The sequence below is a fragment of the Phocaeicola barnesiae DSM 18169 = JCM 13652 genome, assembly GCF_000374585.1.
Classification (GTDB): domain Bacteria; phylum Bacteroidota; class Bacteroidia; order Bacteroidales; family Bacteroidaceae; genus Phocaeicola; species Phocaeicola barnesiae.
Genome location: NZ_KB894661.1, coordinates 23837 through 50496 on the forward strand (window position 1 = coordinate 23837; position 26660 = coordinate 50496).

General features: G+C 47.1%; 17 protein-coding genes and 1 tRNA gene. 5 read left to right on the forward strand and 13 right to left on the reverse strand.

Annotated features, from left to right (window positions below; all coding sequences use genetic code 11):
* Positions 1-24 precede the first annotated feature (24 nt).
* Together tamL and C510_RS0114560 are read right to left on the reverse strand one after the other, a co-directional pair.
* Complete coding sequence (gene tamL, locus C510_RS0114555) at positions 25-2364, reverse strand: translocation and assembly module lipoprotein TamL (RefSeq protein WP_018712005.1); 2340 nt, start codon at positions 2362-2364, stop codon at positions 25-27.
* Positions 2339-6967, reverse strand: a complete 4629-nt coding sequence (locus C510_RS0114560; protein ID WP_040366347.1) for a translocation/assembly module TamB domain-containing protein — start codon at positions 6965-6967, stop codon at positions 2339-2341. Before C510_RS0114560 ends, tamL begins: the two co-directional genes overlap by 26 nt.
* Before the next feature lie 129 nt (positions 6968-7096).
* On the opposite strand from C510_RS0114560, the gene C510_RS0114565 reads away from it, so the two are divergent.
* On the forward strand, positions 7097-8002 hold the full coding sequence (locus C510_RS0114565; RefSeq protein ID WP_022339382.1) for a glycosyltransferase family protein: 906 nt from the start codon (positions 7097-7099) through the stop codon (positions 8000-8002).
* Between the two features lie 75 nt (positions 8003-8077).
* Here the strand turns inward: C510_RS0114565 and C510_RS0114570 are convergent, their stop codons facing one another.
* From C510_RS0114570 to C510_RS0114595, 6 genes are all read right to left on the reverse strand, one after another.
* Positions 8078-9163, reverse strand: a complete 1086-nt coding sequence (locus C510_RS0114570) for a linear amide C-N hydrolase (RefSeq protein ID WP_018712008.1) — start codon at positions 9161-9163, stop codon at positions 8078-8080.
* A gap of 59 nt (positions 9164-9222) precedes the next feature.
* On the reverse strand, positions 9223-9870 hold the full coding sequence (locus tag C510_RS0114575; RefSeq protein WP_018712009.1) for a helix-turn-helix transcriptional regulator: 648 nt from the start codon (positions 9868-9870) through the stop codon (positions 9223-9225).
* A 123-nt stretch (positions 9871-9993) separates the two neighbouring features.
* Positions 9994-10758 carry a LytR/AlgR family response regulator transcription factor gene (locus C510_RS0114580; protein WP_018712010.1) on the reverse strand — a complete coding sequence of 255 codons (765 nt, stop codon included), beginning with the start codon at positions 10756-10758 and terminating at the stop codon, positions 9994-9996.
* A 4-nt stretch (positions 10759-10762) separates the two neighbouring features.
* Positions 10763-11875, reverse strand: coding sequence for a sensor histidine kinase (locus tag C510_RS0114585; protein WP_051086653.1), 1113 nt, complete (start codon positions 11873-11875; stop codon positions 10763-10765).
* A gap of 7 nt (positions 11876-11882) precedes the next feature.
* Entirely contained in the window at positions 11883-12785 is a 903-nt protein-coding gene (locus C510_RS0114590; protein ID WP_022339378.1) for an efflux RND transporter periplasmic adaptor subunit, read from the reverse strand.
* 13 nt (positions 12786-12798) lie between these two features.
* Complete coding sequence (locus C510_RS0114595; RefSeq protein WP_018712013.1) at positions 12799-17130, reverse strand: CusA/CzcA family heavy metal efflux RND transporter; 4332 nt, start codon at positions 17128-17130, stop codon at positions 12799-12801.
* A 111-nt stretch (positions 17131-17241) separates the two neighbouring features.
* Between C510_RS0114595 and C510_RS17425 the strand changes: the two genes are divergently transcribed.
* On the forward strand, positions 17242-17409 hold the full coding sequence (locus C510_RS17425; RefSeq protein WP_018712014.1) for a hypothetical protein: 168 nt from the start codon (positions 17242-17244) through the stop codon (positions 17407-17409).
* Positions 17410-17582: 173 nt separating this feature from the next.
* Here the strand turns inward: C510_RS17425 and C510_RS0114605 are convergent.
* The 3 genes from C510_RS0114605 to C510_RS0114615 form a co-directional block, all read right to left on the reverse strand.
* Positions 17583-17658 (reverse strand) — tRNA-Lys (locus tag C510_RS0114605).
* Between the two features lie 74 nt (positions 17659-17732).
* A complete protein-coding gene (locus C510_RS0114610) occupies positions 17733-18887 on the reverse strand; it encodes an AI-2E family transporter (RefSeq protein WP_018712015.1) in 1155 nt (384 codons plus the stop codon).
* A 7-nt stretch (positions 18888-18894) separates the two neighbouring features.
* Positions 18895-19488 carry a thymidine kinase gene (locus C510_RS0114615; protein WP_018712016.1) on the reverse strand — a complete coding sequence of 198 codons (594 nt, stop codon included), beginning with the start codon at positions 19486-19488 and terminating at the stop codon, positions 18895-18897.
* Between the two features lie 210 nt (positions 19489-19698).
* Between C510_RS0114615 and rsmI the strand changes: the two genes are divergently transcribed.
* The 3 genes from rsmI (at position 19699) to C510_RS0114630 (ending at position 22028) form a co-directional block, all read left to right on the forward strand.
* Entirely contained in the window at positions 19699-20373 is a 675-nt protein-coding gene (gene rsmI, locus C510_RS0114620; protein ID WP_018712017.1) for a 16S rRNA (cytidine(1402)-2'-O)-methyltransferase, read from the forward strand.
* Between the two features lie 25 nt (positions 20374-20398).
* The gene (locus C510_RS0114625; RefSeq protein ID WP_018712018.1) at positions 20399-21256 is read left to right on the forward strand and encodes a Cbp1 family collagen-binding glycoprotein adhesin; all 858 of its coding nucleotides are present in this window, start codon (positions 20399-20401) and stop codon (positions 21254-21256) included.
* Positions 21257-21332: 76 nt separating this feature from the next.
* Positions 21333-22028 carry a YjjG family noncanonical pyrimidine nucleotidase gene (locus C510_RS0114630; protein WP_018712019.1) on the forward strand — a complete coding sequence of 232 codons (696 nt, stop codon included), beginning with the start codon at positions 21333-21335 and terminating at the stop codon, positions 22026-22028.
* Between the two features lie 74 nt (positions 22029-22102).
* Here the strand turns inward: C510_RS0114630 and C510_RS0114635 are convergent, their stop codons facing one another.
* Both C510_RS0114635 and C510_RS0114640 read right to left on the reverse strand, forming a co-directional pair.
* The gene (locus C510_RS0114635; RefSeq protein ID WP_025892943.1) at positions 22103-23683 is read right to left on the reverse strand and encodes a RagB/SusD family nutrient uptake outer membrane protein; all 1581 of its coding nucleotides are present in this window, start codon (positions 23681-23683) and stop codon (positions 22103-22105) included.
* Between the two features lie 22 nt (positions 23684-23705).
* Positions 23706-26657 (reverse strand): SusC/RagA family TonB-linked outer membrane protein, encoded by a 2952-nt coding sequence (locus C510_RS0114640; RefSeq protein ID WP_081621854.1) that lies wholly within the window; start codon positions 26655-26657, stop codon positions 23706-23708.
* Positions 26658-26660: the final 3 nt, after the last annotated feature.

Sequence of the window (26660 nt, forward strand, 5' to 3'; positions counted from 1 at the left end):
GCAAAAATACAAAACATTTCCCAATTAGAACGGATAACCGATGGCGAAATGTATTCCCAATCCGTCCTTGAATCTCGGAATGTTGTAATAACCGCCTTTACCTGTTTCGTACGGTACGTGCAGGGCAATACCCATATCCAGACGGAGTACGATGAAACTCATGTCGTAACGTATACCTACACCGGTTCCTAAGGCGATGTGGTCAAAGAACTTGTCGAGTGTAAACTGGGCTCCCGGTCGGGCAGGGTCATCGCGCAACAGCCATACGTTTCCGGCATCCAGAAAAACCGCTCCGTTCAGATTTCCGCCGGCCAGGTTGGAAAGCAGGCGGAAACGGTATTCCGCATTCGCTTCCAGTTTCAGGTCACCTGTTTCGTCTACGTAGGAGTAGGCGGCACTCTCTTTGGGGTGGAAACTTCCCGGACCGATGGACCGTATGGTGAAAGCACGGATACTGTTGGCTCCTCCTACATAAAACTGTTCGCTATAAGGGGCGATGGTCTTGTTTCCGTAGGAATAGATGATACCTCCCATAAGGCGGGTTGCCAGTTGGTGCTTTTCGTTGAAGTTATGCAGCAGACGGATGTCTGATGTAAATTTCATGAACTGTGCGAAAGGAGTACCTAGCAGTTTCTTGTCCTTCTGGCTGAATTTCTGTCCGAATGCGGCATAAATCAGTGACGTGATGTTACCGGCCGAGGTGACGGAACCTTCCCACCAGAGTTGGTTCTTCTTTTTCAGAAAGGCATTGTCGTACGTATAGGTGTACGAAATGGACGGGATGAACTGGTCATCCAGACTGTGGAACAACATCGGATTGGCTGTTGCGATAGAATCGAAAGCGGCTGTCCGGTGCTGAAGTGTATTGAATACCAGCTGGAAGGGTGTAACCGTATGTTTGGACATCGGTGAAGAACGGAAGTCATACGATACAGTTCCTCCGAAAGAAAGCATCTTGAAATAACGGGCACGGTTTACCTGCTCGCCGTAGATGCGGAAATAGGTGTTCGACGGGAACTTGAACGGATTGATACGTTTCTTGATGAACGGAAGGATAATTCGTGGAAATTCCAATGAAAGTTCCGCACCCAGTTCGTAAGAGTTCATGACCGAACTTTCGCCGTCTACCGTCGAGCTGGTTTGCCATTCGTATGAGCCTCTCAGCTTCAGGTTCAGCGAGGCGCCCATTCCTCTGAAGTTTCTGCGTGAGAGGTTGAAGATGGCTCCAGGCCCGGTCTGCTTGGTACTTTTGGTCGTGACGTTGAATTCCAGTTCACTGTCATAAGGCAGGTCGAACATGGCGTTGACCCGTATGTCCAGTGTGTCGTTCAGCAAGGAGTCTCCCCGCGGAATGTAGTTCATCTCTGTAAACTTGAAGGCTCCCAGCCTAGCCAGGGCTTCCTGGGTATAATCCTGACGCTTCTGTGAGTATAATTCTCCTTTACGATACAGGAAACGGCCACGTAATACGCCGAAACGTATGCCGGGTTTTTCTCCGGGATAATGTACTGTGAAAGTCCGGGTCTTTAATGAATCGGTAGGTCGTTCACCGTTATAGCCGGTCAGGTATACGGAGGTGTTCCCCAGATAATATTGCTTCAGGCCTTCTTGGGGAATACTCTTTTTGGCCACTACTTTCAGGTTGACATATCCCGGGCGTATCAGAGTATCGGCCAGGAAAGTAATGAAATCTGAGCGGAAATAATAATAGCCGTTATCACGCATTAGGCTTACTAATCTTTGTCTTTCGGCTTCCAGTTGGTTGACGTTGAAGTTGTCTCCCTTGTGGATGAGCTGTTCGGAAGCGTGACTGCGGATGAGGCTGTCGGCGCGTGGCATGAAACCTTCGTACATGATGGAGTCCAGGAAATAAGGTCTCCCCATATCTACATCGTAAGAAAGCTTGACTGCCCGCGGATTCTTGGTACTGTCTACCTGATAGGTTACCTGTCCGTTGAAATAGCCGTAGTTGCGTAACAGGTTAGTGGCTACTTTTACACGGGTTTCCGGGTTGACGGTAGAAAGTAATACCGGTTCGGAGGCCAGTTTATCGAAAATCCATTTGCCGACTCCCTTCTCATAGCGTTCGAAACGGTTATATACCCATAATCCGAAGGGGAAAGGTATCCGGTATTTGGCACTGCCCAGGAACGAATTGTTCGGAGCGATACTGATGGCTCCTTCCACTTCTTCGAGGGCCGTGTTCCCGGTACTTGTCGGGTCCGGATTCTGGACAGTAATGTCTTTGATTCCGGTGTATAGGGTTTCTCCCTCCGGCAGATGTTTGGTTGTCGAGCAGGCAGTTGCCAACCAGACAGTCACTATCCATAGCAGGAGGTTATTTCTCTTTGTCAGTCTCTTCATTTTTCTCTTTCTCTTTTTCTTGGTCCTTGTCTTTGTCTTCTTCGGTTGTAGCTTTTTTCTTTTTTCTGAAAATGAACAGGTCGCCCAACTTGCTTACTTTCTTGCGTAAAACGATACCGACACCAGTTTCAATCACCTCTCCTTCCAGTACACTTTCATAGTTCTTGTCGTGGAAGATTTTGATGTAACGTGTTCCGCTGTTGTCGAGACGGTATTCCAACGACACATTGTCGATGAACGATTCACTTTCATTGACATTGTTGCCGGTAGAGATTTTACCTCCAATCACGACCTGGAAACGGTTGTTCCAGAATCGTTTGGCAAACTGGAAGTTGTAGTCGGTGCTGGTTCCTCCGGCTTCGTTGTTGTTGGTTTCCATACCGAAGTTGACATCGACCGTTTTCAGAGCGCTTCCGGCAATGTTGCTGATTTCACTTTGCAGGAATGAGTTCAACGCACTGTTGGCATCGAATTTACTGTTGGAACTGCTGGTACCCATATACATACCGGTTACGAGCATGGTTACCGCCAGTTTATTCCTTTCTTCGGCCGACATGGCTGCCAGTTCATTCTGGAGTGTGCCGTCGTCCGGTGCTTCGAGGGTAAAGGTAAATCCCAGATTTTCCAGCCGGTTGGTGATGTTTACTCCTACGTCGAAGTTGACGTTGCGCGAACTTTCTCCGTTGTCGCTGACAGCTGCACGTACCCGTTCGGATGCTTGGATGTTCAGATTCGGGTTCATGATGTTTCCGGTCCATTCAATGTAGCTTCCGTTTCGGATATAGAAGGTCTTGAGTGGAATGACTGGTAATTCGTATTTCATCTCTCCGCTCATGAGGGAGTAGCGTCCGTTCAGCAGCATTGAACCTTCCGGAGTGTATTGGAAGGATAAGTCGCCTCCACCTTCCAGCAGCATGTAGTTGCTCCCGTTGGGGGTCAGGTCAATTCTGGCTTGCACGGCTTCGTCTATGTGCATGGTCATGAGCATGTTCAGTCCTCCCAGGCTGAGCTCCTGTAACGGCGGTTTCTTGGCTGTGGTTGTATCATTGAAATTGACGAATGTGACAGTCTCAGCCAGTTTGTCTTCTACAGTCAGCGGCGAGTCTTTCAGGATATAAGTGAAATCACTGCTACCCAATACGTTCATGTTGCCACGCATGGTCAGTTCTTCCATATTCCCTTTCAATACGGAGGAGAAGTCCACATAAAGCTTACCATAAATAAGTGACTCTTTGGTCCGTTTGCTGTTTATCAGTTCGAAATTCCGGGCGTTCATCCTCAAATCGAGTGTCGGGTCGGACAGGTTGACCATGTCTACGGTTCCATCAATCGTGAACGGTGATTTCCCTTGGGTGAATATACTGAAGTTATCAAACGTCAGTTTGCTGTCCTTCACTTCTACCGGACGGTTGTCGAACCGTAATTTCAGGGACGCCTGTGGTATTTCGATGCCTACATCGTCCAGGTTGACGGAACCGTTCATCAGGAAATTGTCAGTCTGACCGCTTACTCCCATTGAGCCGTCAATGTCGCCACTCAACTTGGCGGTCTGGTCCGGTATGAATGGATTGGCAATATCAAGTGGAAAATGGTGCAAGGCCATTTTAGCGGAAATAGTTCCGGGGCTTGAATCGTCTGTACCTGAAAAGAAGGAACCGTTCAGACTGGCAATTTCTTCATCGTTGAGTGTGACGAAACCGTCTATCCGGTGCTCGCCGGTCTCTTTCGGTAGATATACACCACTGAAAGCCCAGTCACCCAAAGCAATCTGGTTGAAATTCAATTGCTCAATCTGTGTTTCCAACGACACATGGGCTATTTTGTCCTGTTGTATGTAATGGGCTTCAGCGCTGATCAGTCCGGCGATATCCGGCATATAGGGGATAATCCGGCGGAATTCGGCGATGTTGATTCGGTTCAGTTCCAATGTCAGGTCCTGCTGGGCTGTGGAATCTGGGGTCGAATAAAACTGAAGACCTGTATAGTGGTCGTCATACAGTTTCAGGTTGGCGTGTATACGTCCGTTGTCTCCCAGATAAATGTAGTTGCCCGGATTGACATGGAATGTCCGGTATACCAGTGTCGGATTGGTCGGAGAGACTTGGAGGCTGATTCCGTTCTTATGCAAGGCTGCTACCAGTCCGAGATAAGCCCCTTGCTGTTTCTTGTCGTTCAGGTATTCAATGGTCAGGTGGGCATCTTCGGAACCGACATCACCATTCAATGAGATGTCAAAGGCATCCTGGTACGGAGTCTTGTTGGCCTTTACTCCACTGGTGAATACGAATTTCTCCGGATTCTGTGAACTGTTGAAGTACAGGGTATCCAGTTGGAGGCTGTCTGTTCTCAGTCCGTATACATAGGCTTCTCCGTTCAGGCCGTTGGCCGGAGAGGTTGTCAGATTGACGTACAGGCGGTTGAAGCGAATCTGGTCCATGGCCAGCATGTTGGCCAGCGGATTGTCGTTTCTGGCGAAAATCCGGAAACGGGCTTCCGGAAGCAGCTTCCGGATAGCATTCTGGTCGATGTTCTTGGCTTCCCATTGCTCGCTCAGGTGTTTGCTTACTTGTTCGAGCGAACGGCTCAAGTAATCCACATCGCCTTTAGCTCCCAACAGGAAAGTCAAGTCGCCGGCATTGGCATAACAGCGTAAAGAATCTTTAGCTGTGGTGAAGCCTGCCAGGATATCTTTGGTCTTGAAGGTCTGTTTGGGCGCTATAATCTGTATATTATTCAAGGAGCCCTGCATCTGATGTGATTTCTTCATGTCGGTAGCAAAACGCACATCGATGTTCTGACTGACTTTGATGGACTTGTCTGTCAGTTGCAGTTCCTGCAGGTTCAGGTTCTGTACGCTGGCTGTCAGGTTGCCTTTGATTTTGTTAGGGTGTAGAGAGGCTTCCAGTTGTGAAGTGACGTTTGCCAGGTTATCTCTGATGTTCAATTGCGCCAATGCATGCGAATCTTTGAGGTCGGCATTCAGTGTAAGGCCTGAGAAGGTACGGCTGCCATATTGCAGGTGGCTGATGTCTGCTTTAGCATCCAAAGATGTTTTCGGTGAGAAGAAATCGGTTCCTTGTCCTTTCAGTTGCATGGCTGCAGAAAGGTGGAATAATGAATCTTCAGGCATGAACGGATGCAGATTCAGCTCATTGATGGTGACTTCAGCGCCGTATTGTTCGTTGCCTAAATGATAATCGGCTTTTGCCAGCATTTCTCCTTCCGGAGGCGTCAGTTGGAAACTGGTCTGGAGCTGTTCTCCCTCCATGGTGAACAGACCTTTCAGCAGTGTATGCGTCGGTATGATGACTCCACCGGTCAATGGAGCCAGGAAACGGGTATCAGTGAAACGGGTATCCATGTGGATAGTCGCTTTCCGGTGCAGACTGTCCATGACGTTTATAATATCTCCTTTGGCAGTCATGCGTACATAACCTTCCAGTCCGACTGTCATTCCGGAGAGTGTCAGGTGGTCGATGGTTCCGTCTATACCGGCTCTTATCTGTAACGGTGTGGAAGGATATTTCTTTATGAACTCTTCCGGCATGTCTGGTACCAGTTTGAAGAGGTCGCTTTTTCCAAGTTCGACAAACAGACGTCCACTCAAACGGCTGTCTTTGCTTGTCTGGGTGATGCTCCAGTCGGCCATGGCATCAAAGCTGAGGTAGGAATCTTGGGTCTTCAGTTCCAAGGAAGGTATCCGGATGATGTTTTTGTCGGCAATCAGGCGGCCCTGGGTAGAAAGTATTTCCAGTCCGGAACGTTCCTTCAAGCCAAAGTTATGAATATTCGCCCGGATATCATTCCCTGCATAGTACACAGAGTCTACAGACAGATTGATGTCTGATACTTCTATGTGCGACGGGTCCAGGCCGGCTTGAGCCGGTGCGTTTCCCAGGTGATAGGCCGCGTTTCCCTGACTGATTTTCAAGTGTCCCACGGTATAGGCAGACTGATGTAAATCCACCGTTCCGTTTTTCAGTAAAGCTTCCCCTATACTTATATTCATCCGGGTAGTGTCCAGCGGCATGTTCAGGTTGAACGAGACATTTTCCATATCGGCCTGTACTAACTTGATTTTCCAGTAAAGAGGAGCACTGGAAGTCGTGTCGGCTTCGGTCGTGTCTGCCAGACAGAGGTCAAGGTGTGTATCTTTCAGGTGTACATTGTTGATGATGGCTGTCTCCGGGTCGAGTTCAACACCGTGTGATTCAATATAGAATTCACCCAGGTATCCTTGAAGTTGCATCCCCTCAATCAGTTGGGTCGTGTTTACGGAGGCTCCTTTCAGTTCCAGTCCGTCCAGTTCTACTTCCTTCTTGAGTAAAGGCAATAATTGTACTTTGGCTGTCAATTTATCAACAGCCAGAATGGTATCTTGCTTATCAATGACCTTTGTTTCGCTGACTACCAGGTCAAGCGGGAAAGAGAGGGACAGGCGTCCTATATGGATTTGCATGCCTGTCGCTTCGGTTGCGTATCGGGTGACCTGAGAAACCAGAAAATGCTGGACAGGTGGCAAATAAATCAGAATCGATAGCAAAACAAACAGGATGACAGGTGATAGAAAGACTATCCCGGTCCATTTTACATATTTCTTCATGTATAGCTCGTTTATCGTGCGAATATAGATAAAATAACCGATATCTTCGATATTTTGTTTTGCTTCTCTTTGGTAAGAATCATAATATTTTTTTTAACTTTGTGCAGTACTTAAATTTATTTAGAACTTATGAAACCTACATTATTTGTATTAGCTGCTGGTATGGGTAGCCGTTACGGCGGTTTGAAACAGTTGGATGGACTGGGACCTAACGGTGAAACTATCATGGATTATTCAATTTTTGATGCTATCCGCGGTGGATTCGGTAAACTCGTATTTGTTATCCGTAAGGATTTCGAACAGGATTTCCGTGAAAAGATAGTCAGCAAATATGAGAACCATATTCCGGTAGAAGTTGTATTCCAGGATATTCATGACCTGCCTGCAGGCTTTACATGTCCGGAAGAACGTAAGAAACCTTGGGGTACCAATCATGCTGTCCTGATGGGTAAGGATGTTATCAAAGAACCGTTTGCCGTAATTAATGCAGACGACTTCTATGGTCGTGACAGCTTTGCTGTTTTGGGCAAATATTTGTCAGAACTTCCCGAAGGTGCTACAAACGATTACTGTATGGTTGGTTTCCGCGTAGGTAATACGTTGTCTGAAAGCGGTACCGTAGCCCGCGGTATCTGTTCTACCGATGAAAACGATCACCTGACTACAGTAGTAGAACGTACTGAAATCATGCGTGTAAACGGTCCGGTATGCTACAAGGACGAAAAAGGTGAATGGGTGGCTGTAGACGACAACACACCGGTCTCAATGAACATGTGGGGTTTCACTCCGGATTACTTCAAGTATTCAGAAGATTATTTCGTAGACTTCCTGAAGGATAATATCGGAAACCCGAAGGCTGAATATTTCATTCCGTTGATGGTGAACAAGCTGGTGAATGAAGGTACAGCTACTGTAAAGGTGCTGGATACTACATCCATGTGGTTTGGCGTAACTTATGCAGCCGACCGTCAGAGTGTAGTTGACAAGATTCAGGCATTGGTTGATGCCGGAGAATATCCGAACAAACTGTTCTGATTGTCAGTATACGATTCATGATAAAGAAAAGCCGGGATGCTCACGCACTCCGGCTTTTGTGATTCTTGAAAGAGGTTATTTGATGTTGAGGGTTGTTATCGGTTGTTGTTTGACGTTGTCCAGCGGGACTGCCCGGTAAGCTACCTTTCTGAAATCGATACTGTTCAGGTCAAAGCAACGGATTTCACTGTTGTACATGGTCCGGTAATAGAGTTTCCGGTGTTTCGGGTCGGTAGCGGTTGTCCATTGAGTTGCACTGGGGATATCTGTCGGGGTCTGATCTGTAGTGAACTCGATACCGATAGGAATATCGAAGTTATTCAATATTTGGAATCCGGTCAATACTGCAGCTTGTGCGTCTGCCGGTTGTGGTGCGGTCGACTGGTAGAAAGCGGCACGGACAAACCGTGATGGAGGAGTGACGTCACCCGGTAGTCCCCACATGCCGTTTCCCATGCCGAAGGGAGCCAGTTTCAGATTGTCCAAAGTCTGAGCAGTGACAGGACCTGGACTCAGGTGAACATAATTGTTCAGATTAGTCCATTGCCATGATAAATCCGGTGAATTGGTTAATACTCCCAGGTGGTCATCATAAAACTTGTATTCACCATCGATGATTTCCAGAACAATTTGTTTACCAGATGTATCTGTGAATCTCCAATGTACGGTAGAAGCTCTTGGGTCAATCGCTATGACACGCACATCTGTCAATGCTTTCTTCACGTCGTCTACGGTAGCGCAGTTACCCAGTATCCAAGAAACCAGTTGAAGATCGGCAATACTTTTGTCCTTCAGTGCGGGGTCATATTCCGGATATTGCCCATATCCAGGAAAATAGAAAAGTCCGGCTGATAATCCAGCTTCGTTTAGGCCTTCAGCAACGAATTCCTTTTGTTCTACTGCCAGTCCTACATATCCATAGCGAGTTGTAAATGTCATTCCATCTGTATTCCCTCCGGGAAGGTAGCTTTGAATCGTATATCCACGAGGAACAATTACATATTGGCTGTTTAAGTTGGTGCCACCCCATTCGATAGTACGTGCCACTACTTTCGACTGGTCTTTGACGGTCAATGTGATACCCGTGCAGGCATCAGCTGGTTGGGTGGAAGTTACGATAGCCGCTGCAAATAGCACGGCAAGTGAAAAGTAATGTTTCATAATCTGTTTGAAGTATTTTATTTATAAACAATCGAGTATGGATTTTGGTTTATGGTTATTCAGATATAATATTCCATCATTTCTACCAGACCAGCACGCAGAGCGTATCGGGTAGCTTCGTATACATTGTTTACTCCCAGTTTTCGGAAAATATTTTTCTTGTGTGTCATGATGGTATGTACGCTGGAAAACCGGATAGCCGCTATTTCTTTGACGCTTTTTCCTTTGGCGATAAGTTTGAGAATCTCTGTTTCGGAGGGTGTGAGCGGTGTCTGTGTTTCCGGACGTCTGATATCTCCCTGCAGCAGGTTGGATACCTGGGCGCAGAGGTAGCGCCGTCCTTCGGCTGCTTCTTGCAGGGCCTTGCGTATTTCTTCTCCCGGACATTCTTTCAGCAGTATGCCGATGGTGGGTTCAGCTCCCACCCGGCGGATGATGTTTTCGCTCAGTTCGGACGAAAAGAGTATCCATATTGTCGAAGGGAAACGTTTGACGATGACCAGCAGCTCTTCCACATCCTTTAAATCGAACAAAGGATAATCCAGAATGACAACCATACGGCTGTATGGAAGCGTCAATGTGGTCAGCAGTTCTTTTTTACCGGTAACATTGCGTGTCGGTGACATCGGATAGAGGCGGGACAGATAGGCGTGTACCCCTTCCCGTGTAATGTCCTGGTTGTCTGCAAGAATAAATAAAGTGTGCATGCGGTGTGGAATCAGTTGTTTTGTCCTACAAAAATAGTTTTCTTCGGAGGTTTTTCAAAGATATAAACAAAGAAACCACACAGATAGTTCACGAAGAGCCGGATAGATGAGGAGACTGGTGTGTTATCCGTTTCCCATGAGCCAATCCTTCAGGTCGCCCACCCGGTTCTTGCTGATGACAATCTTCTCAGGGGTAGCCGTATGCAGATTGACTATCAATCGGTTGTTGAACCATAAGGTGATGTCTTTTACCGCCTCGCGGGCTATCAGGTATTGGCGGTTTGCCCGGAAGAACGATTGCGGATTCAGGCATTCCGTCAGCTCGTCGAGGGTCTGGTTGATGACATATTCTTTTCCTTGTGTCGTAACCGCCTTGACGATACCGTCGGCAATGTAGAAATAGGAGACGGAGTTGACCGCCAGCGGCAGCAGTTTGTCTCCTTTGACAGGTACCAGAAAATGTGTCTTGTAATTCTCTGCCCGTTGGAGATTCTGCATCAGTTTCAGAAAATCAGGCTCTGCAGGGCGGACGGGATGCAGCCGTTCCAGTTTGGTAAGGGCGGCCTGCATTTCCTCCTTGTCGATGGGTTTCAGCAGGTAGTCGATGCTGTTCACTTTGAAAGCCCTAAGGGCGTATTCGTCATAGGCAGTAGTGAAGATGATGGGGCAGGTGATATCCGTATGCTCGAATATCTCGAAGGCAGAGCCGTCTGCCAGATGGATATCCATGAAAACCAGTTCGGGCATGGCGTGGCAACCGAACCAGTCGATGGTATCGGCTACGCTGTCCAATACATCGATAAGTTCCATGTCCGGTGCCAGTTGTTCCAGCATCGCTTTCAGGTTACGTGCGGCTGCTTTCTCGTCTTCGATAATCAGGTATTTCATACAGTTATGCGATGTCTTGAGGTTTCACCAGCGGAATGTTGACGCGGAATTTCCCTTCCGCTTCTGTAATCTTGATTTCCTTGTCCAGTAGCAGGGCATACCGTTTGGAAAGGTTTGCCAGTCCTACTCCGGTTCCGGCAGCGGTTGTCCGTCGGGGCTGCAGGTTGTTGTCTACCTGTAGTGAAATTTCTCCGTTGTCGGGTTGGCGGACGATTCTGATGCCGATGGTCAGCGGTTTCCGGTTGCTGATTTCATTGTGCTTGATGGCGTTTTCCACCAGGGTCTGTACCGAAAGTGGAGGCAGGCAGTAATCCATCCAGCTGGAGTCCACGTCCAGTACGAAATGCAGGTTGTCTTCGTAGCGCATCTTCATCAGGAAAATATAGGCCTCTACGAAATCCATCTCTTCGCGAAGGGTGACGATGTGCATGTCGTTTTCCTGAAGGGTGTACCGCAGTACCCTGGACAGTTCCCGGATATAATTCTGGGCTTTCTCCGGATTCTCACGGACCAGCGATTGGAGGGTATTGAGCGAATTGAACAGCATGTGCGGGTTCAATTGGTTTTTCAGAGCCTGGTATTGGTTACGCACATTCTCTGCCATCAGCTGCCCGTTCTGCAACAGGATTTCCTGATGTTGCCGGATGAGGTAGCTGATGTAGCAGCTTCCGGTTACAATCAGGCTCAATATGAAATCGCGGACCGGATGCAGGTAATGGTGTACCATCGCGTCGATGGCCGGAATATCGAAATGGCGGTGCAGGAAGACAAATATCTCGCCGGATATCTTGCTCAATATCCAGGTCAGGATGAAGGAAAGTCCTATCTTCCACCAAGGCATGCGTACCACAGGCCTGTTAAATCCGAACAGGACAGTGTTCAGGGCGAAAAGGGCCAGCAGGGTAAGGAAGGTATAACCCGCTTCAAACAGTACGTCGGCAGTCGACATGTCAGGAAACAGGGTCTGCTGTTCCCGTGAATCGGTGAGTGATACCAATTCAGGGAAATGTATCAGAAATCCGACGGTCAGTGAGATGATGACCGTCAGATAGATGTATTTTCGGTTTGTTATCAGCATGTCTGTTTCCATCGGGTACGGTTTTGCAAAGATACTCATTCCTGTTTCATTTCTTTCCCATTCGGGCAGAAACATACATGCCCGGTCGGAAAAGCGGGTTGTTTTCTGTCACTTCGGCATAGAGCTCGATGGACCGGTTGGTGTCATCCACTTCCTGTCCGATTGCAATCAGTTTGCCGTGGAAGGTCGTGTTTCCCAATCCGTTGATGTGGAACAGCAACGGACACCCTACTTCCAGGTTCTCCAGGTCTTTTTCGTAGGCTACCAGGCGTACCATCATCCGGCTTTTGTCGATGATTTCGCAAAGCGGTTCGCCCGCATCGAGGAATTTGCCCAGATTAGCCTGCAGGTTGCTGACATATCCGCTGATGGGAGCTTTGATTTCCAGCGAAGGCGAGATGCCGTGGCCGACGAGTTTCTCCGGTTGTATACCCAACAGCTGCAGTTGGGCAACGGCAGCCTGCATCCGGCTTTTCATGGACAGGTAGTCCGCTTTGCTCTGTTGGAGTTTCTTCTGCGAGGCGGCTTCTTCCTGTGAGAGGGTCTGCTGTCTGTGATATTCGGCTTCCAGGTATTCCAGTTGTGCACGGCTGTCCAGATATTCCTGTTGCAGGGTAATGAATTCCGGGTTCTCCAGGGTAGCCAGTACTTTCCCCTTCTGTACGTAAGTGCCGGGTAGCAGCGACAGGTTTTTCACGATGCCTCCCATCGGTAGGGTGATGGCTGCGAAATGTTGGGGTGGAATAACCAGCGTACCGTTGAAGGTGGAGGCGTTGGCTACGTTGGTAGCACCGGTGATTCCGTCTACTTGCAAGGAATCTGCCGATGGAGCTGTTTCTGTCGTTGCTGTTTCCGTCTGCGTCTCGGCAGTCTGTTGGGTGGTTTGTTTATCGGAAGGGTTGCAGGAGGCCAGAAGCACAGCTACAACCGGAAAAATCATCTTTTTCATGCGATATTAAGTATTATTGGTGATACAATTCATATTCCAAGGCTGCCAGGTTATACTGATAGACCGCTTCGATGTATCCTTTCTTGATTTCGAGAGCGGCGTTCAGGCTCTGTACGTATTGGGTGATGTCCGATTCGCTTTCACGGAACTGGGCATCGGCTGTTTTCATGAGATTGTCTGCTTCGGTCAGTGCGCTTGTCGTGTAGAACCGGATACTTTCTGTATAGCGGCGGATGGAAGCACGCAATTCCGAAACTTTCAGGTTCAGTTCACGGGCTTGGGCTTCTGCCTGTGTCTGGGCCTTGTTCATTTCGAATCTGGCCTGACGGATTTTGCTGCGTTGAGGCAGGAACCAGATGGGGAAGGATACTCCTATCATCCAGGAGTTCAATCCTTTGTCCGGAAGAATGTTCTGCCGGACATATCCGACTGAAAGCTCCGGGAAGAAGCGGCTCCGTTCGATGTTCAGCAGGGCCCGCTTTTCGTGGACTTGACTTTGGAGATAATCCAGATGGATTTCCGAGAGCGATACCGTGTCGATACTGACCGGATAAAGCTGGATGGAGTTGTCGTCCGGAGCAATGGGAAAGTCGGCATAGCATATCCATTGAAGACGCGATGCGGCCAGTTTCAGTTCTTCGTCTGCCTGATAGAGTTTGTGCCGCATGTCGGAGGCTACGGTGGTAATCATGCTTTTCTCCAGAAGGGAGATGTCTCCTTGCTTATAGCGTACTTCGCCGGCCTTTTGCATCTTGTCGGCCAGTGTACTCTGCTGTTTGTACATGTCTTTCAGGTTCCAGGCATACAGATAATAGGCCCAGGCTCGTTTCACTTCGGCTTTTACCTCTTTTTCTACCAGTTGTTTGTAGAGGTTTCCGGTCTGCACTTGTTTGTTGACCAGTGCATTCTTATAGAAAGGAGTCAGCAGGGAGCCTACCGATTGGGTGACTGCCAGTTCTTTGTCTTTTCGCTGGACACCGTTCAGTTGTCCCCAGGAATAGGAGAATTCCGTAGGGGTTGCTTCGAATACTTCTCCGCGGGTAGCACGGATGCGTGCAAGGTCTGTATCGGCCATCTGCAGGCGGGGACTGTGTTGTACGGCCATTTCCAGAGCCTGGTTCAGGCTGATGGATTGTGGCGCTTCCTGCGCATGGACTCCGGACGGGATTCCGGCTGCCAGGCAGGCAAGAAGGCCGAGGCCAAACCATTTTTTCAATTTACCGGTTCGTAACATGACAGTTGAATTAACAATGTGATAGAATACAGGGATAATCAGTAGGGTCAGTACGGTAGAAACTATCAGTCCACCGATGACTACGGTAGCCAACGGGCGCTGTACTTCTGCTCCTGCCGATGTGGCTATCGCCATCGGTACAAAACCGAGGGAGGCTACAAGTCCTGTCAGAAAGACCGGACGGAGCAGGTGCGGGCAGCTGATACGGATGATTCGGGAGGTACACATCGGGTATTCCCGGCTTTTCCGTACTTCGTTGAAATGGTTAATCATCAGAATACCGTTGAGGACCGCCACACCGAAAAGGGCGATGAAGCCTACACCGGCCGAGATGCTGAACGGTAGTCCGCGCAGCCACAAGGCCAGGATGCCGCCAATCAGTGAGAGAGGCACTGTGCTGAATACCACCAGAGTATAAGTGACCGACTTGAAGGCAAAGAACAGCAGGAGCAGAATCAGCATCAGGGCTACCGGTATGACTATCAGCAGGGTGTCGATGGCATTCTGCAGGTTTTCGAATTGTCCGCCGTACGAGAAATAATATCCCGGTTTCAGTTGGATATGCTGTTCCAGTGTCTGTTGGATATCGTTGACCACCTGTTGGATGTCGGCGTCGCGTACATTTACACCGATGACGATACGTCGTTTGGTGGCGTCACGGTTTATCTGTAACGGACCGTTCACCAAGTCGATGGTGGCTACTTCGCTTACCGGAATCTGGATGCCGTCGGTGGTACGTACAAACAGTTTGTCCAGGTTGAGGTCTTTCACTTTCTCATAGTCCAAGCGGAGAACCAGGTCGAAACGCCGTTCGTTTTCAAAGACGACTCCGGCCGCTTCGCCGGCATAGGCTGTGCGGACAATGGTGTTCAGCTCTTCGATGTTGATGCCGTAGCGGGCTATCTTGGCACGGTTGTATTGCACGACCAGTTGTGGAAGACCCATAGCCTGTTCCACAATCACGTCGGAAGCGCCCGGTATCTTTTCGATGTAGCCGGCTGCTTCTTTGGCTTTCGCATACAGTTCGGCCATATCCTCACCATATAGCTTGACGGCGATGTCCGCTTTGGCTCCTGTCATCAACTCGTTGAAGCGCAATTGAATAGGTTGTGAGAAATTGAACTCCGCCCGGTCGGACAACGGTTCCAGTGCCTTTTTCATTTTCTCTACCATTTCGGCCCGGCTGGAAGCGCTGGTCCATTCTTTGAAAGGTTTCATGACAATCATCACGTCGGCATCTTCCACCGCCATCGGGTCGGTAGGTACTTCTGCCGTTCCGATTTTGGCTACCACATGCTTGATTTCGGGGAACTGTTCCTTCAGAATCTTTTCGGCCAGTCGAGATACTTCGATACTTTCCGTCAGTGAACTTCCCGCAGGCAGGGTCATCTGCATGGCGAAGTCTCCTTCATCCAGTGTCGGGATGAATTCTGCTCCCAGGCGGGTGAACAGCCACAGGCTGGCTGCCAGTGCCAGGAAAGCGACCGATACGGTGAGTCGGACATGATGCAGGCAAGAAGACAAGACTTTCTTGTATATCCGTCCCAGTTTTTCGAAAAAGTGATCGGCGAGTACTTTCTTTTCCTTGATTTCCCGCTTCAGGAAGCAGGAAGCCATCATCGGGACATAAGTCAAAGACAGAATCAGGGCGCCGATGATACAGAATACCAGTGTCTTGGCCATCGGTGTAAAATATTTGCCTTCGATACCGGTCAGTGTCAGTATCGGGAAGAAGACAATCAGGATAATCAGTACGGCAAAGGTAGCCGAACGTGCCACACGGGCAGCTCCCTTTTCCACCTCTGCATTCATTTCTTCTTTCGTCAGCGTACGTCCACGGAACTGGCGGCTATAGATATGGGCCAGTATCCCCTCCAGGATAACGATGGATCCGTCTACCACAATACCGAAGTCGATGGCTCCTAAGCTCATCAGGTTGGCCGATACTCCGAAAACCCGCATCAGGATGAAAGCGAACAGCATGGCCAGCGGGATGACAGAGGCTACAATCAGTCCGGCCCGTACATTCCCCAAGAAGATGATGAGCACAAGGAATACGATGATGGCTCCTTCTATCAGGTTACGGATAACGGTTGAGATGTTCCGGTCTACCAGTTCCGAGCGGTTCAGGTACGGCTCGATGCGGATACCTTCCGGCAACATCTTCTGTACCTGTGCCACCCGTTTTTCCAGTTCAGTGGTTACGACGTTGGCATTGGCTCCTTTCAGCATCATGGCGATACCGCCTACGCATTCTCCTTTCCCGTCTATGGTCATGGCACCGAAGCGTTTGGCGCTTCCGTAGCGTACCTTGGCCACATCGCTTACATGTACAGGAATTCCGTTGCGGTTGGTTACTACAATCCGTTCAATATCCTCCAGACTGTCTATCATACCTTCCGAACGGATGTAGTAAGCCCGGTTCACCTTTTCTATATAACTACCTCCGGTATTCTGGTTGTTCCGGTTCAGGGCTTCGAACACTTCGCCGATGGTGATGTTGAGTGAATACAGCGCGTCCGGATCTACCGCCACCTCATATTGTTTCAGGTAACCGCCGAAGCTGTTGATTTCCACGATACCGGGAATACCGGACAATTGGCGTTTCACAATCCAGTCCTGAATGGTACGCAGTTCCATGGCGTCATACTTGTCTTCGTATCCGGGAGCTACTTCCAGGGTGTACTGATAGATTTCTCCCAGTCCCGTGGTAACAGGCATCAGTTCCGGAGTTCCCAGTTCCGGAGGTATTTCTCCGGCAACGGCCTGTATCTGCTCGCCGATGAGTTGCCGGGCCTGTAAGGTAGGGACGCTTTCCTTGAACACGACTGTTACCAGTGACAGCCCGAAACGGCTGACTGAACGGATTTCTTCCACATTCATGATGTTGCTCATGGCAATCTCGATGGGGAAGGTAATGAGTTGTTCTACCTCCTGAGGGGCCAGGGTAGGCGACACGGTGACTATCTGCACCTGATTGTTGGTGATGTCCGGTACCGCGTCGATGGGTAGCGTCATCATCGCATAGATTCCTCCGATGAGGAGAAATAAGGTAGTCAGGCCCACGAATAGCTTCTTCCTGACTGAGAAACGTACGATTGCATCAAACATGGTTATCTTTTTTATTGACAAAAATAGGTGTGTCAGCTATCGTTTGTTCAGAAAAAGGAAGTGAATGGGAAGAGATTCGGGGTGAAACGGTAGAATTGAGAGGTGAGTTGAATGATTTCACCTGTCTATGGTGGATGGTTTGTCCTTTTGTATGTAGGTATTTCCTTTATCCTGTATGGAGTGTTCCGTATCATCCTTTCTTTCAAATGGAAGAAATTCAATGATAGAATCCGGAAAGAGGAAGAAGAGGAGATTATTGAGCCGGAAGTAGTGGAATAGCCGTTTAATTCTGAAATATAGGTAATCAGTGTAAAGTGCTCAAAAGGTGGACTTCGGCTTTTTCGGAAGCTGGTAAGTCTGCCTTTTCTGTTATTCGGGTAAGATGTAGGTGAAAAAGAAAACCGCTGATAAGGATAAGTTATCAGCGGTTTCTGTCGATTTGCATTTGGATTTGGTGATCCGCTTGGGGCTCGAACCCAAGACCCCAACATTAAAAGTGTTGTGCTCTACCTGCTGAGCTAGCGAATCAAACCTGTGTTGCAGTCATTTCCTGATTGCGAGTGCAAAGGTATGCCTTTTTTCTATATCAGCCAAATTTTAGGCTAACTTTTTTTATCTATTTTCTTTGATTCTTCTTTATTCTGTTGATATTCAGCGGAATTATCTTGTAAGAGAAAATCCCGGTCTTTCCTGTGTATGTAGCGTTGATAGTAGGAAAGTAGCAGGGTTGTCAGAGGAAGTGCGATAATCATTCCCAGCATTCCCATCAGTGATCCCCAAATGGATAGGGAAAGCAGGATAATGGCCGGATTCAGCCCGGTTATTCTTCCCATGATTTTAGGTACCAGGAAACCGTCCTGAATCATCTGTACGATGGCGAATACCAGTAGCGCCATGCAGAAAATCCACCAGAAACTTTCGCCGGTATCGGCGGCTTTCAGGATAGCCAGCAGGATGGTAGGAATAAAGCCCACTATCTGAAGATAAGGAACCATGTTCAGCAGTCCAATGAATAGTCCTAGTGGAATTGCCAACGGAAAGTCAATAATCAGAAAGCCGATGCAGAACAGGATTCCTACACAGAAAGCTACCAGTGACTGGCCACGGAAATATTGGTTCATACTCACTTTTACATCGTTCATGAGACGGACTGTACTTTTGCGGTAACGTACAGGAACCAGTGTGACCCACCCTTCGGCTATCTGTTCATAATCAAGCAGGATGAAGAAGATATACAGAATCATGATGAAGAAGGTGAAAATACCTACTACGACATTGTATGAAGTGGAAATGAGCGTCCACACTTTTGGCACAAGTCCTTGTACAGCCTTGATGATGTTTTCTGTATTCAGATTTTTTTCCAGCCAGTCCGTATTGATATGCTGCTGTAGGAAATTATTGATAACCTGAGGAATGGCGGAATGTCCGCTTCCTTCGGTGAAATAGGTTTCTATCAGAACCCTGAGTCGGCTGCATTCCTCTATTATGGGGGGAACGAACACCAGACAGGCACCTGTGATAATGATGGCCAGTGTAAGCATGACGGCCAGGATGGAAACTACCCGGCTTTTCATACGTAGTTTGTTCTGGTAGAAGATTACCATCGGATACATCAGGTAAGCTATCAGCCAGGAGATGAAGAATGGCAGCAGTACCCCGCTGAGGCGGTCCAGCAGGAACAGCACAGCGATAATGATAATAACGCTGATGATTCCCCGGATGAGGCTGTCGAATGTAATTTTCTTTTGTGTGAACATGTCTGTATTATTTTTTTTCGTCTTTCAGCGCTTTTTGGTAGCAGCAGCGGCAGAGGGGTTCGTATTCCTGTTTTTCCCCTAAAAGTACTTGTTTTTCTCCGGGGACTGTCCGATGGGAGATGTAGGCCAGGTCGCCACATTTCACGCAGACGGCATGTACCTTGGTTACTTCGTCGGCTATGGCGCATAAGGCAGGCATCGGTCCGAAGGGTAGTCCCTTGAAGTCCATGTCCAGTCCGGCTATGATGACCCGTATCCCGTTGTTGGCCAGTTTGTTGCAGACCTGTATCAGTCCTTCATCGAAGAATTGGGCTTCATCGATGCCTACAACATCGATTTCGGTTATCAGTTGCAGGATTTCTTGTGACGTAGCTACAGGGGTAGACGGGATGGAATTGTTGTCGTGCGATACGACTTCTTCTTCGGAGTATCGGGTATCTACAGTGGGTTTGAAAATCTCTACCTGTTGCTTGGCAAATGTAGCCCGTTTCAACCGGCGGATCAGTTCTTCGGTTTTTCCGGAGAACATCGAACCGCAGATGACTTCAATTCTTCCTCTTCGGCAGGTTTCTGCCTTGTGGTCTTCTGAGAAAACAACCATAGGTGTATTCGTTTTGCTATAATGAGTGTGGTTAGTTATTATTGGCTGCAAAATTACAACATGTGTTTCAATTGTCACCATCTTGACTGCTTGATTTTCTATCAGATGAGAAAAAGAGATAGAAAGGTGAAACATCTGTTAAATATTAACGCTATTTCATGGACGGATGCAAAATCTTTCTACCTTTGCTTGTAAAGACAATAAAAAGCCATGGGAAAACTATATGTAGTGCCTACTCCGGTAGGAAATTTGGAAGACATGACATTCCGTGCCATCCGTATCCTGAAAGAAGCCGACCTGATTCTGGCGGAGGATACACGTACTTCCGGTATTCTGCTGAAACATTTTGAAATCAAGAACGCCATGCAGTCCCACCACAAGTTCAATGAGCATCAGACGGTGGAGAAGGTAGTGGAGCGCATCAAGGCCGGCGAAACCGTAGCCTTGATTTCGGATGCAGGCACACCGGGTATTTCCGATCCGGGTTTTCTGGTGGTACGCGAGTGTGTGAGAAACGGTATCGAAGTACAGTGTCTGCCTGGGGCTACGGCATTTGTCCCGGCATTGGTCGCTTCCGGGTTACCCGATGAACGTTTCTGTTTCGAGGGATTCCTGCCCCAGAAGAAAGGCCGGATGACCCGCCTGAACGCATTGAAAGAGGAAACACGTACCATGATTTTCTATGAATCTCCTTATCGGCTGGTCAAGACCTTGACGCAGTTCATCGAATATTTCGGACCTGACCGTCAGGTGTCCGTATGTCGGGAAATCTCAAAAGTACATGAGGAAAGTGTGCGGGGAACGCTACAGGAAGTTGTGGCCCATTTTACCGAAACCGAACCGCGTGGAGAAATTGTCATTGTATTAGGTGGAATAGAAAACTAAATTATAAATCTAAACTGTAAATGTTATGAAGAAAGTTGTGTTATTTTCATTATGTGCCGCTGCATTCATGGCGTCATGTAACCAAACCTCTCAGACTAACAAAGATGCCTTGCAGGCTCAGAATGATTCATTAATGCTGGAACTTTCTAACCGCGATGCAGAACTGGATGAAATCATGGGCTCGTTCAATGAAATTCAGGAAGGCTTCCGCGAAATCAACGAAGCAGAAAACCGTGTTGACTTGCAGGGAGGAGCGATTGAGAGTCAGTCTGTATCGGATAAGATAAAGGAAGATATCCGTTTCATCAGCGAAAAACTGAAATCGAACCGTGAACAGATTGCCAAACTGGAGAAGCAGTTGAAGAACAGCAGTTATCAGTCGGCTCAGCTGAAGAAGGCTATCAAGAACCTGACAGATGAATTGGCTGCCAAACAGCAGCAGATTGAAACCTTGCAGGCTGAATTGGCTGCAAAGAATATCCGTATTGCCGAATTGGATGAAGCTGTAGTAGACTTGAATAAGAATGTGGATGAACTGAGCGCTGAGAATGAAGCCAAGACCAAAACTGTAGAAGCACAGGATCAGGCTTTGAATACGGCATGGTATGTGTTCGGTACGAAGTCGGAACTGAAAGATCAGAAGATTCTGGAAAAAGGCGATGTGCTGAAAAATCAGGATTTTAACAAGGACTACTTTACTAAAATCGATATTCGTGTAGACAAGGAAATCAAGCTCTATTCCAAGCGTGCGGAACTGTTGACCAATCATCCGAGCGGGTCGTATGAACTGGTTAAAGATGATAAAGGACAGTTGACGCTGAAGATTACCAATCCGAAAGAATTCTGGAGTGTATCTCGCTATCTGGTTATCCAGGTACGTTAAGAAACGATGTCTGATTACATAAATGATAATAGAACGAGGCGTGCTTGGTTTCCAGGCGCGCCTTTTTTGAGTACCGATGAAGTATAAGAGCATTTTTATCGATCTGGACGACACGCTGTGGGCGTTTACGGAGAACGCACGTGATACCTTCGAGGATATGTATCACCAATATCGGTTTGAGCGTTATTTTCAGTCGTTCGATCATTTCATGAAACTTTACACGCCGAAGAATCTGGAATTATGGGAATTGTACGGACGTCATGAAATCAGTAAGGATGAATTGAATGCACGTAGGTTTGCGTATCCTTTGCTTCAGGTTGGGGTAGACGATCCGTTACTGGTGAAGACATATTCGGACAACTTTTTTGCTGAAATTCCTTACAAGCAGAAGCTTATGCCTCATGCTATGGAAGCATTGGAGTATCTTTCCGGTAAATACCGGCTTTACATCCTTTCCAACGGATTCCGTGAATTGCAGGAACAGAAGATGCGTTCGGCAGGCATCTTGCGTTATTTCCGCAAGATTGTATTGTCCGAAGATATCGGTGTACATAAGCCTTTTCCGGCTATTTTCAATTTTGCCATGTCGGCTACACAATCGGAGTTCCGTACTTCACTCATGATTGGTGATAACTGGAAGAATGACATTGTCGGTGCCCGGGAAGTAGGAATGGGTCAGGGATATTACTGTCCGGATGCTGAACCGTCTGTACTTGAATTTCAGCCTACCTTCTTGTTGAGGGATTGGGAGGAGATAGAGAAGGTATTGTGATGTTTATTGTGGACAAAAAGAAAGCCCACGTTGCGATGAGCAATGTGGGCTTAATGTTATTATTCTTTGTTTAATTATACAGTAGGTTGTGGAGCAGCAGGATTGTTGTCTTCTTCCTTAATACCTTTGTTAGTCTCCATTTCACACTGCGGAATACGGTAAATCATAATTTGTGATTCCGGATCAATGTTGAACTGAACTATGGCTTCATAGTTTGTCCCTTTACGAATGATAGGCTTCTTCAGACGCAGGATATCAAACAATGCAAAACCTTCGCCCCAAAGTTCCATACGGCGTTGCAACCAGATTTCATCCTGCATAGCTTCTGCAGATGAAGCGTTACATACGTAAGATGGGTTACGATAAGTCTTTACAAAGTTCTCCAATGTCTGTTTAGCTGTCGGTAAATTTCCAGACATGGCTTCACCTTCAGCTTTAATCAGATACATTTCTTCTACACGCATTAACGGCCAATCCTGTGAATTGGTAGTATTACCCATTACATCCTGATAAGCACCGAATTTCACATTTGTATAAGGAGCCAAGCCGAAGTATTCGATGACTGGTGTTCCGTCTACAGTTGCATTATCGACCAGTGTAGAGGTTCCTTCTGGAGAAATGAACCATTGTTTACGGATATCAGTGTCAGGAATCTGATCATACAGAGCAGAACTTACGTAACGGAAAGTTCCTGTCAGTGTTGTGTAACCATTACCAGTCAATGAACACAGATGAGACGGCCAGTTGATGATACCAGTTGTTACTACATCGTTGTCAGGAGTAATGAGGACACCCCACAGCCATGAACTGGCAGAAGCCGAGTTGAAAGTTGGAGTAGATACCTGTTGCAAAGTTTGTGGAGTACCACCTGCAATTGCTTTCTCAGCATCTTTTGCGGCATCTGCCCATTTCTGCATCAGCAGGTTTGCACGAGCACGTAGGCCATAAACTACAGCTTCATCAATCTGATCCTTGTTTGTGCCATTATCGAATCCGGTTAGCAATTCAATAGCCTGATTCAAGTCACTCATAATCTGATCATATACCTCTTGAACAGTTGCACGTGGGTTAGTCTGCATTTCTTCTTCTGTCATTGTCTCAGTGATAATTGGAACGCAGAGCGCACTTTCATGGCCGGCATAAGTAAACTGATAAATCTGAGCCAGATTCAGGTAATCGTATGCTCGTGCAGCAAAGGCTTGTCCACGATAGCGTTTCATGGCTTCATCTTCACTTCCTTCTGTCAAGGTCAATACATTGTTGGCAGCTTTCAGATGATTGTAGAATGTTTTCCAGATCAATTCGTCACCAGTACTTGTGTACAGACGGTCTGAGTAATTCTGTGCTGTAGCAAACCAGTTGTAACCGGAGGTGGAACATGGCATATCTTGTCCGCCCTGTTCTAGGAACTGGCTGACTGCAGCTACACCAAAGTCGTTATGATACGTATTTGCATCATCCGAGATGGTTCCGAACACATTCAATTTAGCAGCCATAGCATTTACTTCGGCTGTAATCAGATTTGGACGCTGTTCGATGATGTCCTCCTTTTGGTCTCCGCTTACATATTGACCTTCAGGAAATTTGTCCAGATCACAAGAGGCCAGCATCAAGGTGGCACTTGCGAATATTAAATATTTATTTGTTATTTTCATATACTCAAAATAGAATTAACGGTTAGAAATTCAGTGAGATACCGCCTGAGATTGTGCGAATCGGTGAATATACGTTATCAGCGGCTACATAACCCTGACGTGGGTCCAGACCTTTGCGGGCTGTCCACAAGGCTACATTGTCTGCAACGAAGTACAAACGTACACCCTCAATCTGCAATTTACGTGTCCATGACTTCGGTAATGTATAACCGAAAGTGATGTTCTGTAAGCTCAGGTAGTCAGAACTTGTCAACCAACGGTCTGATAAGTTGCTTGTGTACAGGTCTTTCACGTTCATGCGCGGAACATCTGTGTTGGTATTTTCAGGTGTCCATGCGTTCAGCATGTCTACATGCCATGCAGATCCTTGTGCATCTGTACTCATCAATGACTGATAGGTATAATCCAGGATACGTCCGCCCAACTGATAAGCAAAAGCGATTGAGAAATCGAATCCATGGAATGTCAGGCTGGTTCCGAAACCGCCATATACTTTCGGCAGGATGTCACCGGTAGCAAAACGGTTGGATGAAGCTTCTGAGTAAGAGGTGGTAATAGTTTCACCGGCTTCGTTCGGTTGGGTCAGTGCCCACTGGCTTTCACCTGTTTCTGGATTAACACCTACATATTTCGGTAAATATAACTGATACATAGATTCACCTTCACGATAGATACGGCCACCGTCAATCAACTGACCGTTCAATTCAGGAGCCAGTTCCAATACTTCGTTCTTAAAATGAGTCAAGTTGAAATTGATATCCCAAGTAAAGTCTTTGGTATTGACGATGTTTGAGTTCAAATCCAATTCAACACCACGATTAATCATAGAACCTACATTTTCCGGGAAGCGTGAATAACCCATAGACGGGGCAACAGGCTTAAAGTAAAGCATGTCAGTAGTCTTACGAGAGAAGTATTCAACACTACCACTCAACTTACCACCCCAGAAGGCGAAGTCAAAACCGGTATTGAAACTATGCGAAGTTTCCCATGTAATATCCGGATTCCCTTTATAGTACAATGAAGTAGAGAAGTCACCGTTACTGTTGGCCAATGTGTATTGGTCCATATATGGATAGTAGTTGCGATACAATCCTCCTTCGTACATCAGATTATCGTTACCTTGTAAACCGTAGCTGATTTTGAACTTCAACATATCAATCCAGTTCTGGTTCTCCAGAAAGGCTTCCTTATTCATTAACCAACCTGCACCAACAGACCAGAAGTTACCCCAACGGTTGTCCGGATGGAAAGCAGAGGAAGCATCCCGGCGATAAGATGCAGAACCGAAATATTTACCATCGTAATCGTATTGTACACGGAACAGCCATCCTTCTGTCGCATAATTCTGCGAATAAGAAGCGTTGTTCTGGTTCAGAATACCATTATTTAATTCTGGAACATCCGGATTATAAATTTTTTCGCGTGAACCATATAAATACTGGTATTTATAGTTGTAGTTTTCATGTCCGGCTAATACATCCAGATTATGTACATCATTGAATGTCTTGTTGTATGTCAACAAATACTGCTGGTTAATACTGAATGTACGTTCGGATGATACACTGACGATACCTCCCACACCGCTTGTTTCCGAATACTGTCCATAGAATGGGTTAACCATATTGGTAGAACGGACATTGTTTGCATCCACACCGATATTGATTTTAGCTTTAATACCACCCCAGATGTCGATATCAGCAGACCATTTACCACTGATTACATCGCCTGCATATCTCATCATATCCAACATATAGCTGGCCAGTGGGTTAGCGTTCGGAATTACATTGTTACGGGAGAAATTCGTATCAGATCCGTAGTCATAACGTAAGAAACCTCTGTTGTCGGTCATGATGTTACCTGAAGCATCACGGATGTACATCGGGTAGATAGCACCCATGATATTGGCAGCGTAGAAGGCATTTGCATTTGAAGTACCTCCTTCTGTATCCTGCTCACGACTATCGTAGTGAGTGAAAGATACATTTCCGCTCAAATTCAACCAAGGCTTAGCTTGATAATCTGCTTTTAAGCGGGCTGAGTAGCGTTGGAAACCAGAGTTAGGAACGATACCCTGGTCGTCCAGGTAACCGGCAGACATATAGTAGTTGATCTTATCGTTTGCACCGCTCACGCTGAAATTGTATTCCTGTCGTGTGTTGTTTTCAAACAGTTCATCACTCCAATTGTCTGGAGTATAGTAATAGGTACCGTCTGAATAACCCAAGGTAGCATTCGGGTTTAACTTACCATTCATACCAATCAGTTGCTCTCCATTAGGTACAGTGAATACCTGATAACCCAAATATGAAGAAGACAGCATTGCCTGGTTTGCATACGCATTGGCATTTACCAAGTCGCCAGCTGCTGTATAACCTTTCAAATCGGCATTGTAGATGGCAGAATAAGCCATTTCGTAGAATTTTCCTGGGTCAGTAACCGTTTCGTAAGAAGGAACCCCACGTTTATTTACACCCCATTTTGCGTCAAATGTTACACGGGCATCGCCTGCCTTACCACGTTTGGTAGTAATCAAGATAACACCGTTTGCGCCACGGGCACCATACAGAGCATTTGAAGCCGCGTCTTTCAATACGGTCATTGATTCGATATCCGATGTGCTGATGGCTGAAATCTCTCCATCATAAGGTACACCGTCTACTACGTATAATGGCTTGTTGCTGGCTGAAATTGAACCGATGCCTCGGATGCGGACTTCAGCATCTTTTCCTGGTTGTCCGGTATTGCTTGTGGTCTGTACACCGGCTACCTGACCAGCCAGAGCATTGGTTACGTTAGAAGTTTGGCGGCTAGTGATTTTTTCATTTTTAATAGTTGCGGCAGAACCTGTGAATGCAGACTTTTTAGCAGTACCGTAAGCTACGACCATTACTTCATCCAACACTTCAGCGTCACTTTTCAAAACAACATTTACATTTGATTTGACATCCACTTTCTGAGTCTGGAAGCCGATGAA

Bases quoted from the DNA above. Each gene is read 5' to 3' on its own strand.
- tamL (WP_018712005.1), bottom strand. From the start codon at position 2,364: ATGAAGAGACTGACAAAGAGAAATAACCTCCTGCTATGGATAGTGACT.
- C510_RS0114560 (WP_040366347.1), bottom strand. From the start codon at position 6,967: ATGAAGAAATATGTAAAATGGACCGGGATAGTCTTTCTATCACCTGTC.
- C510_RS0114565 (WP_022339382.1), top strand. From the start codon at position 7,097: ATGAAACCTACATTATTTGTATTAGCTGCTGGTATGGGTAGCCGTTAC.
- C510_RS0114570 (WP_018712008.1), bottom strand. From the start codon at position 9,163: ATGAAACATTACTTTTCACTTGCCGTGCTATTTGCAGCGGCTATCGTA.
- C510_RS0114575 (WP_018712009.1), bottom strand. From the start codon at position 9,870: ATGCACACTTTATTTATTCTTGCAGACAACCAGGACATTACACGGGAA.
- C510_RS0114580 (WP_018712010.1), bottom strand. From the start codon at position 10,758: ATGAAATACCTGATTATCGAAGACGAGAAAGCAGCCGCACGTAACCTG.
- C510_RS0114585 (WP_051086653.1), bottom strand. From the start codon at position 11,875: ATGAGTATCTTTGCAAAACCGTACCCGATGGAAACAGACATGCTGATA.
- C510_RS0114590 (WP_022339378.1), bottom strand. From the start codon at position 12,785: ATGAAAAAGATGATTTTTCCGGTTGTAGCTGTGCTTCTGGCCTCCTGC.
- C510_RS0114595 (WP_018712013.1), bottom strand. From the start codon at position 17,130: ATGTTTGATGCAATCGTACGTTTCTCAGTCAGGAAGAAGCTATTCGTG.
- C510_RS17425 (WP_018712014.1), top strand. From the start codon at position 17,242: ATGATTTCACCTGTCTATGGTGGATGGTTTGTCCTTTTGTATGTAGGT.
- C510_RS0114610 (WP_018712015.1), bottom strand. From the start codon at position 18,887: ATGTTCACACAAAAGAAAATTACATTCGACAGCCTCATCCGGGGAATC.
- C510_RS0114615 (WP_018712016.1), bottom strand. From the start codon at position 19,488: ATGGTTGTTTTCTCAGAAGACCACAAGGCAGAAACCTGCCGAAGAGGA.
- rsmI (WP_018712017.1), top strand. From the start codon at position 19,699: ATGGGAAAACTATATGTAGTGCCTACTCCGGTAGGAAATTTGGAAGAC.
- C510_RS0114625 (WP_018712018.1), top strand. From the start codon at position 20,399: ATGAAGAAAGTTGTGTTATTTTCATTATGTGCCGCTGCATTCATGGCG.
- C510_RS0114630 (WP_018712019.1), top strand. From the start codon at position 21,333: ATGAAGTATAAGAGCATTTTTATCGATCTGGACGACACGCTGTGGGCG.
- C510_RS0114635 (WP_025892943.1), bottom strand. From the start codon at position 23,683: ATGAAAATAACAAATAAATATTTAATATTCGCAAGTGCCACCTTGATG.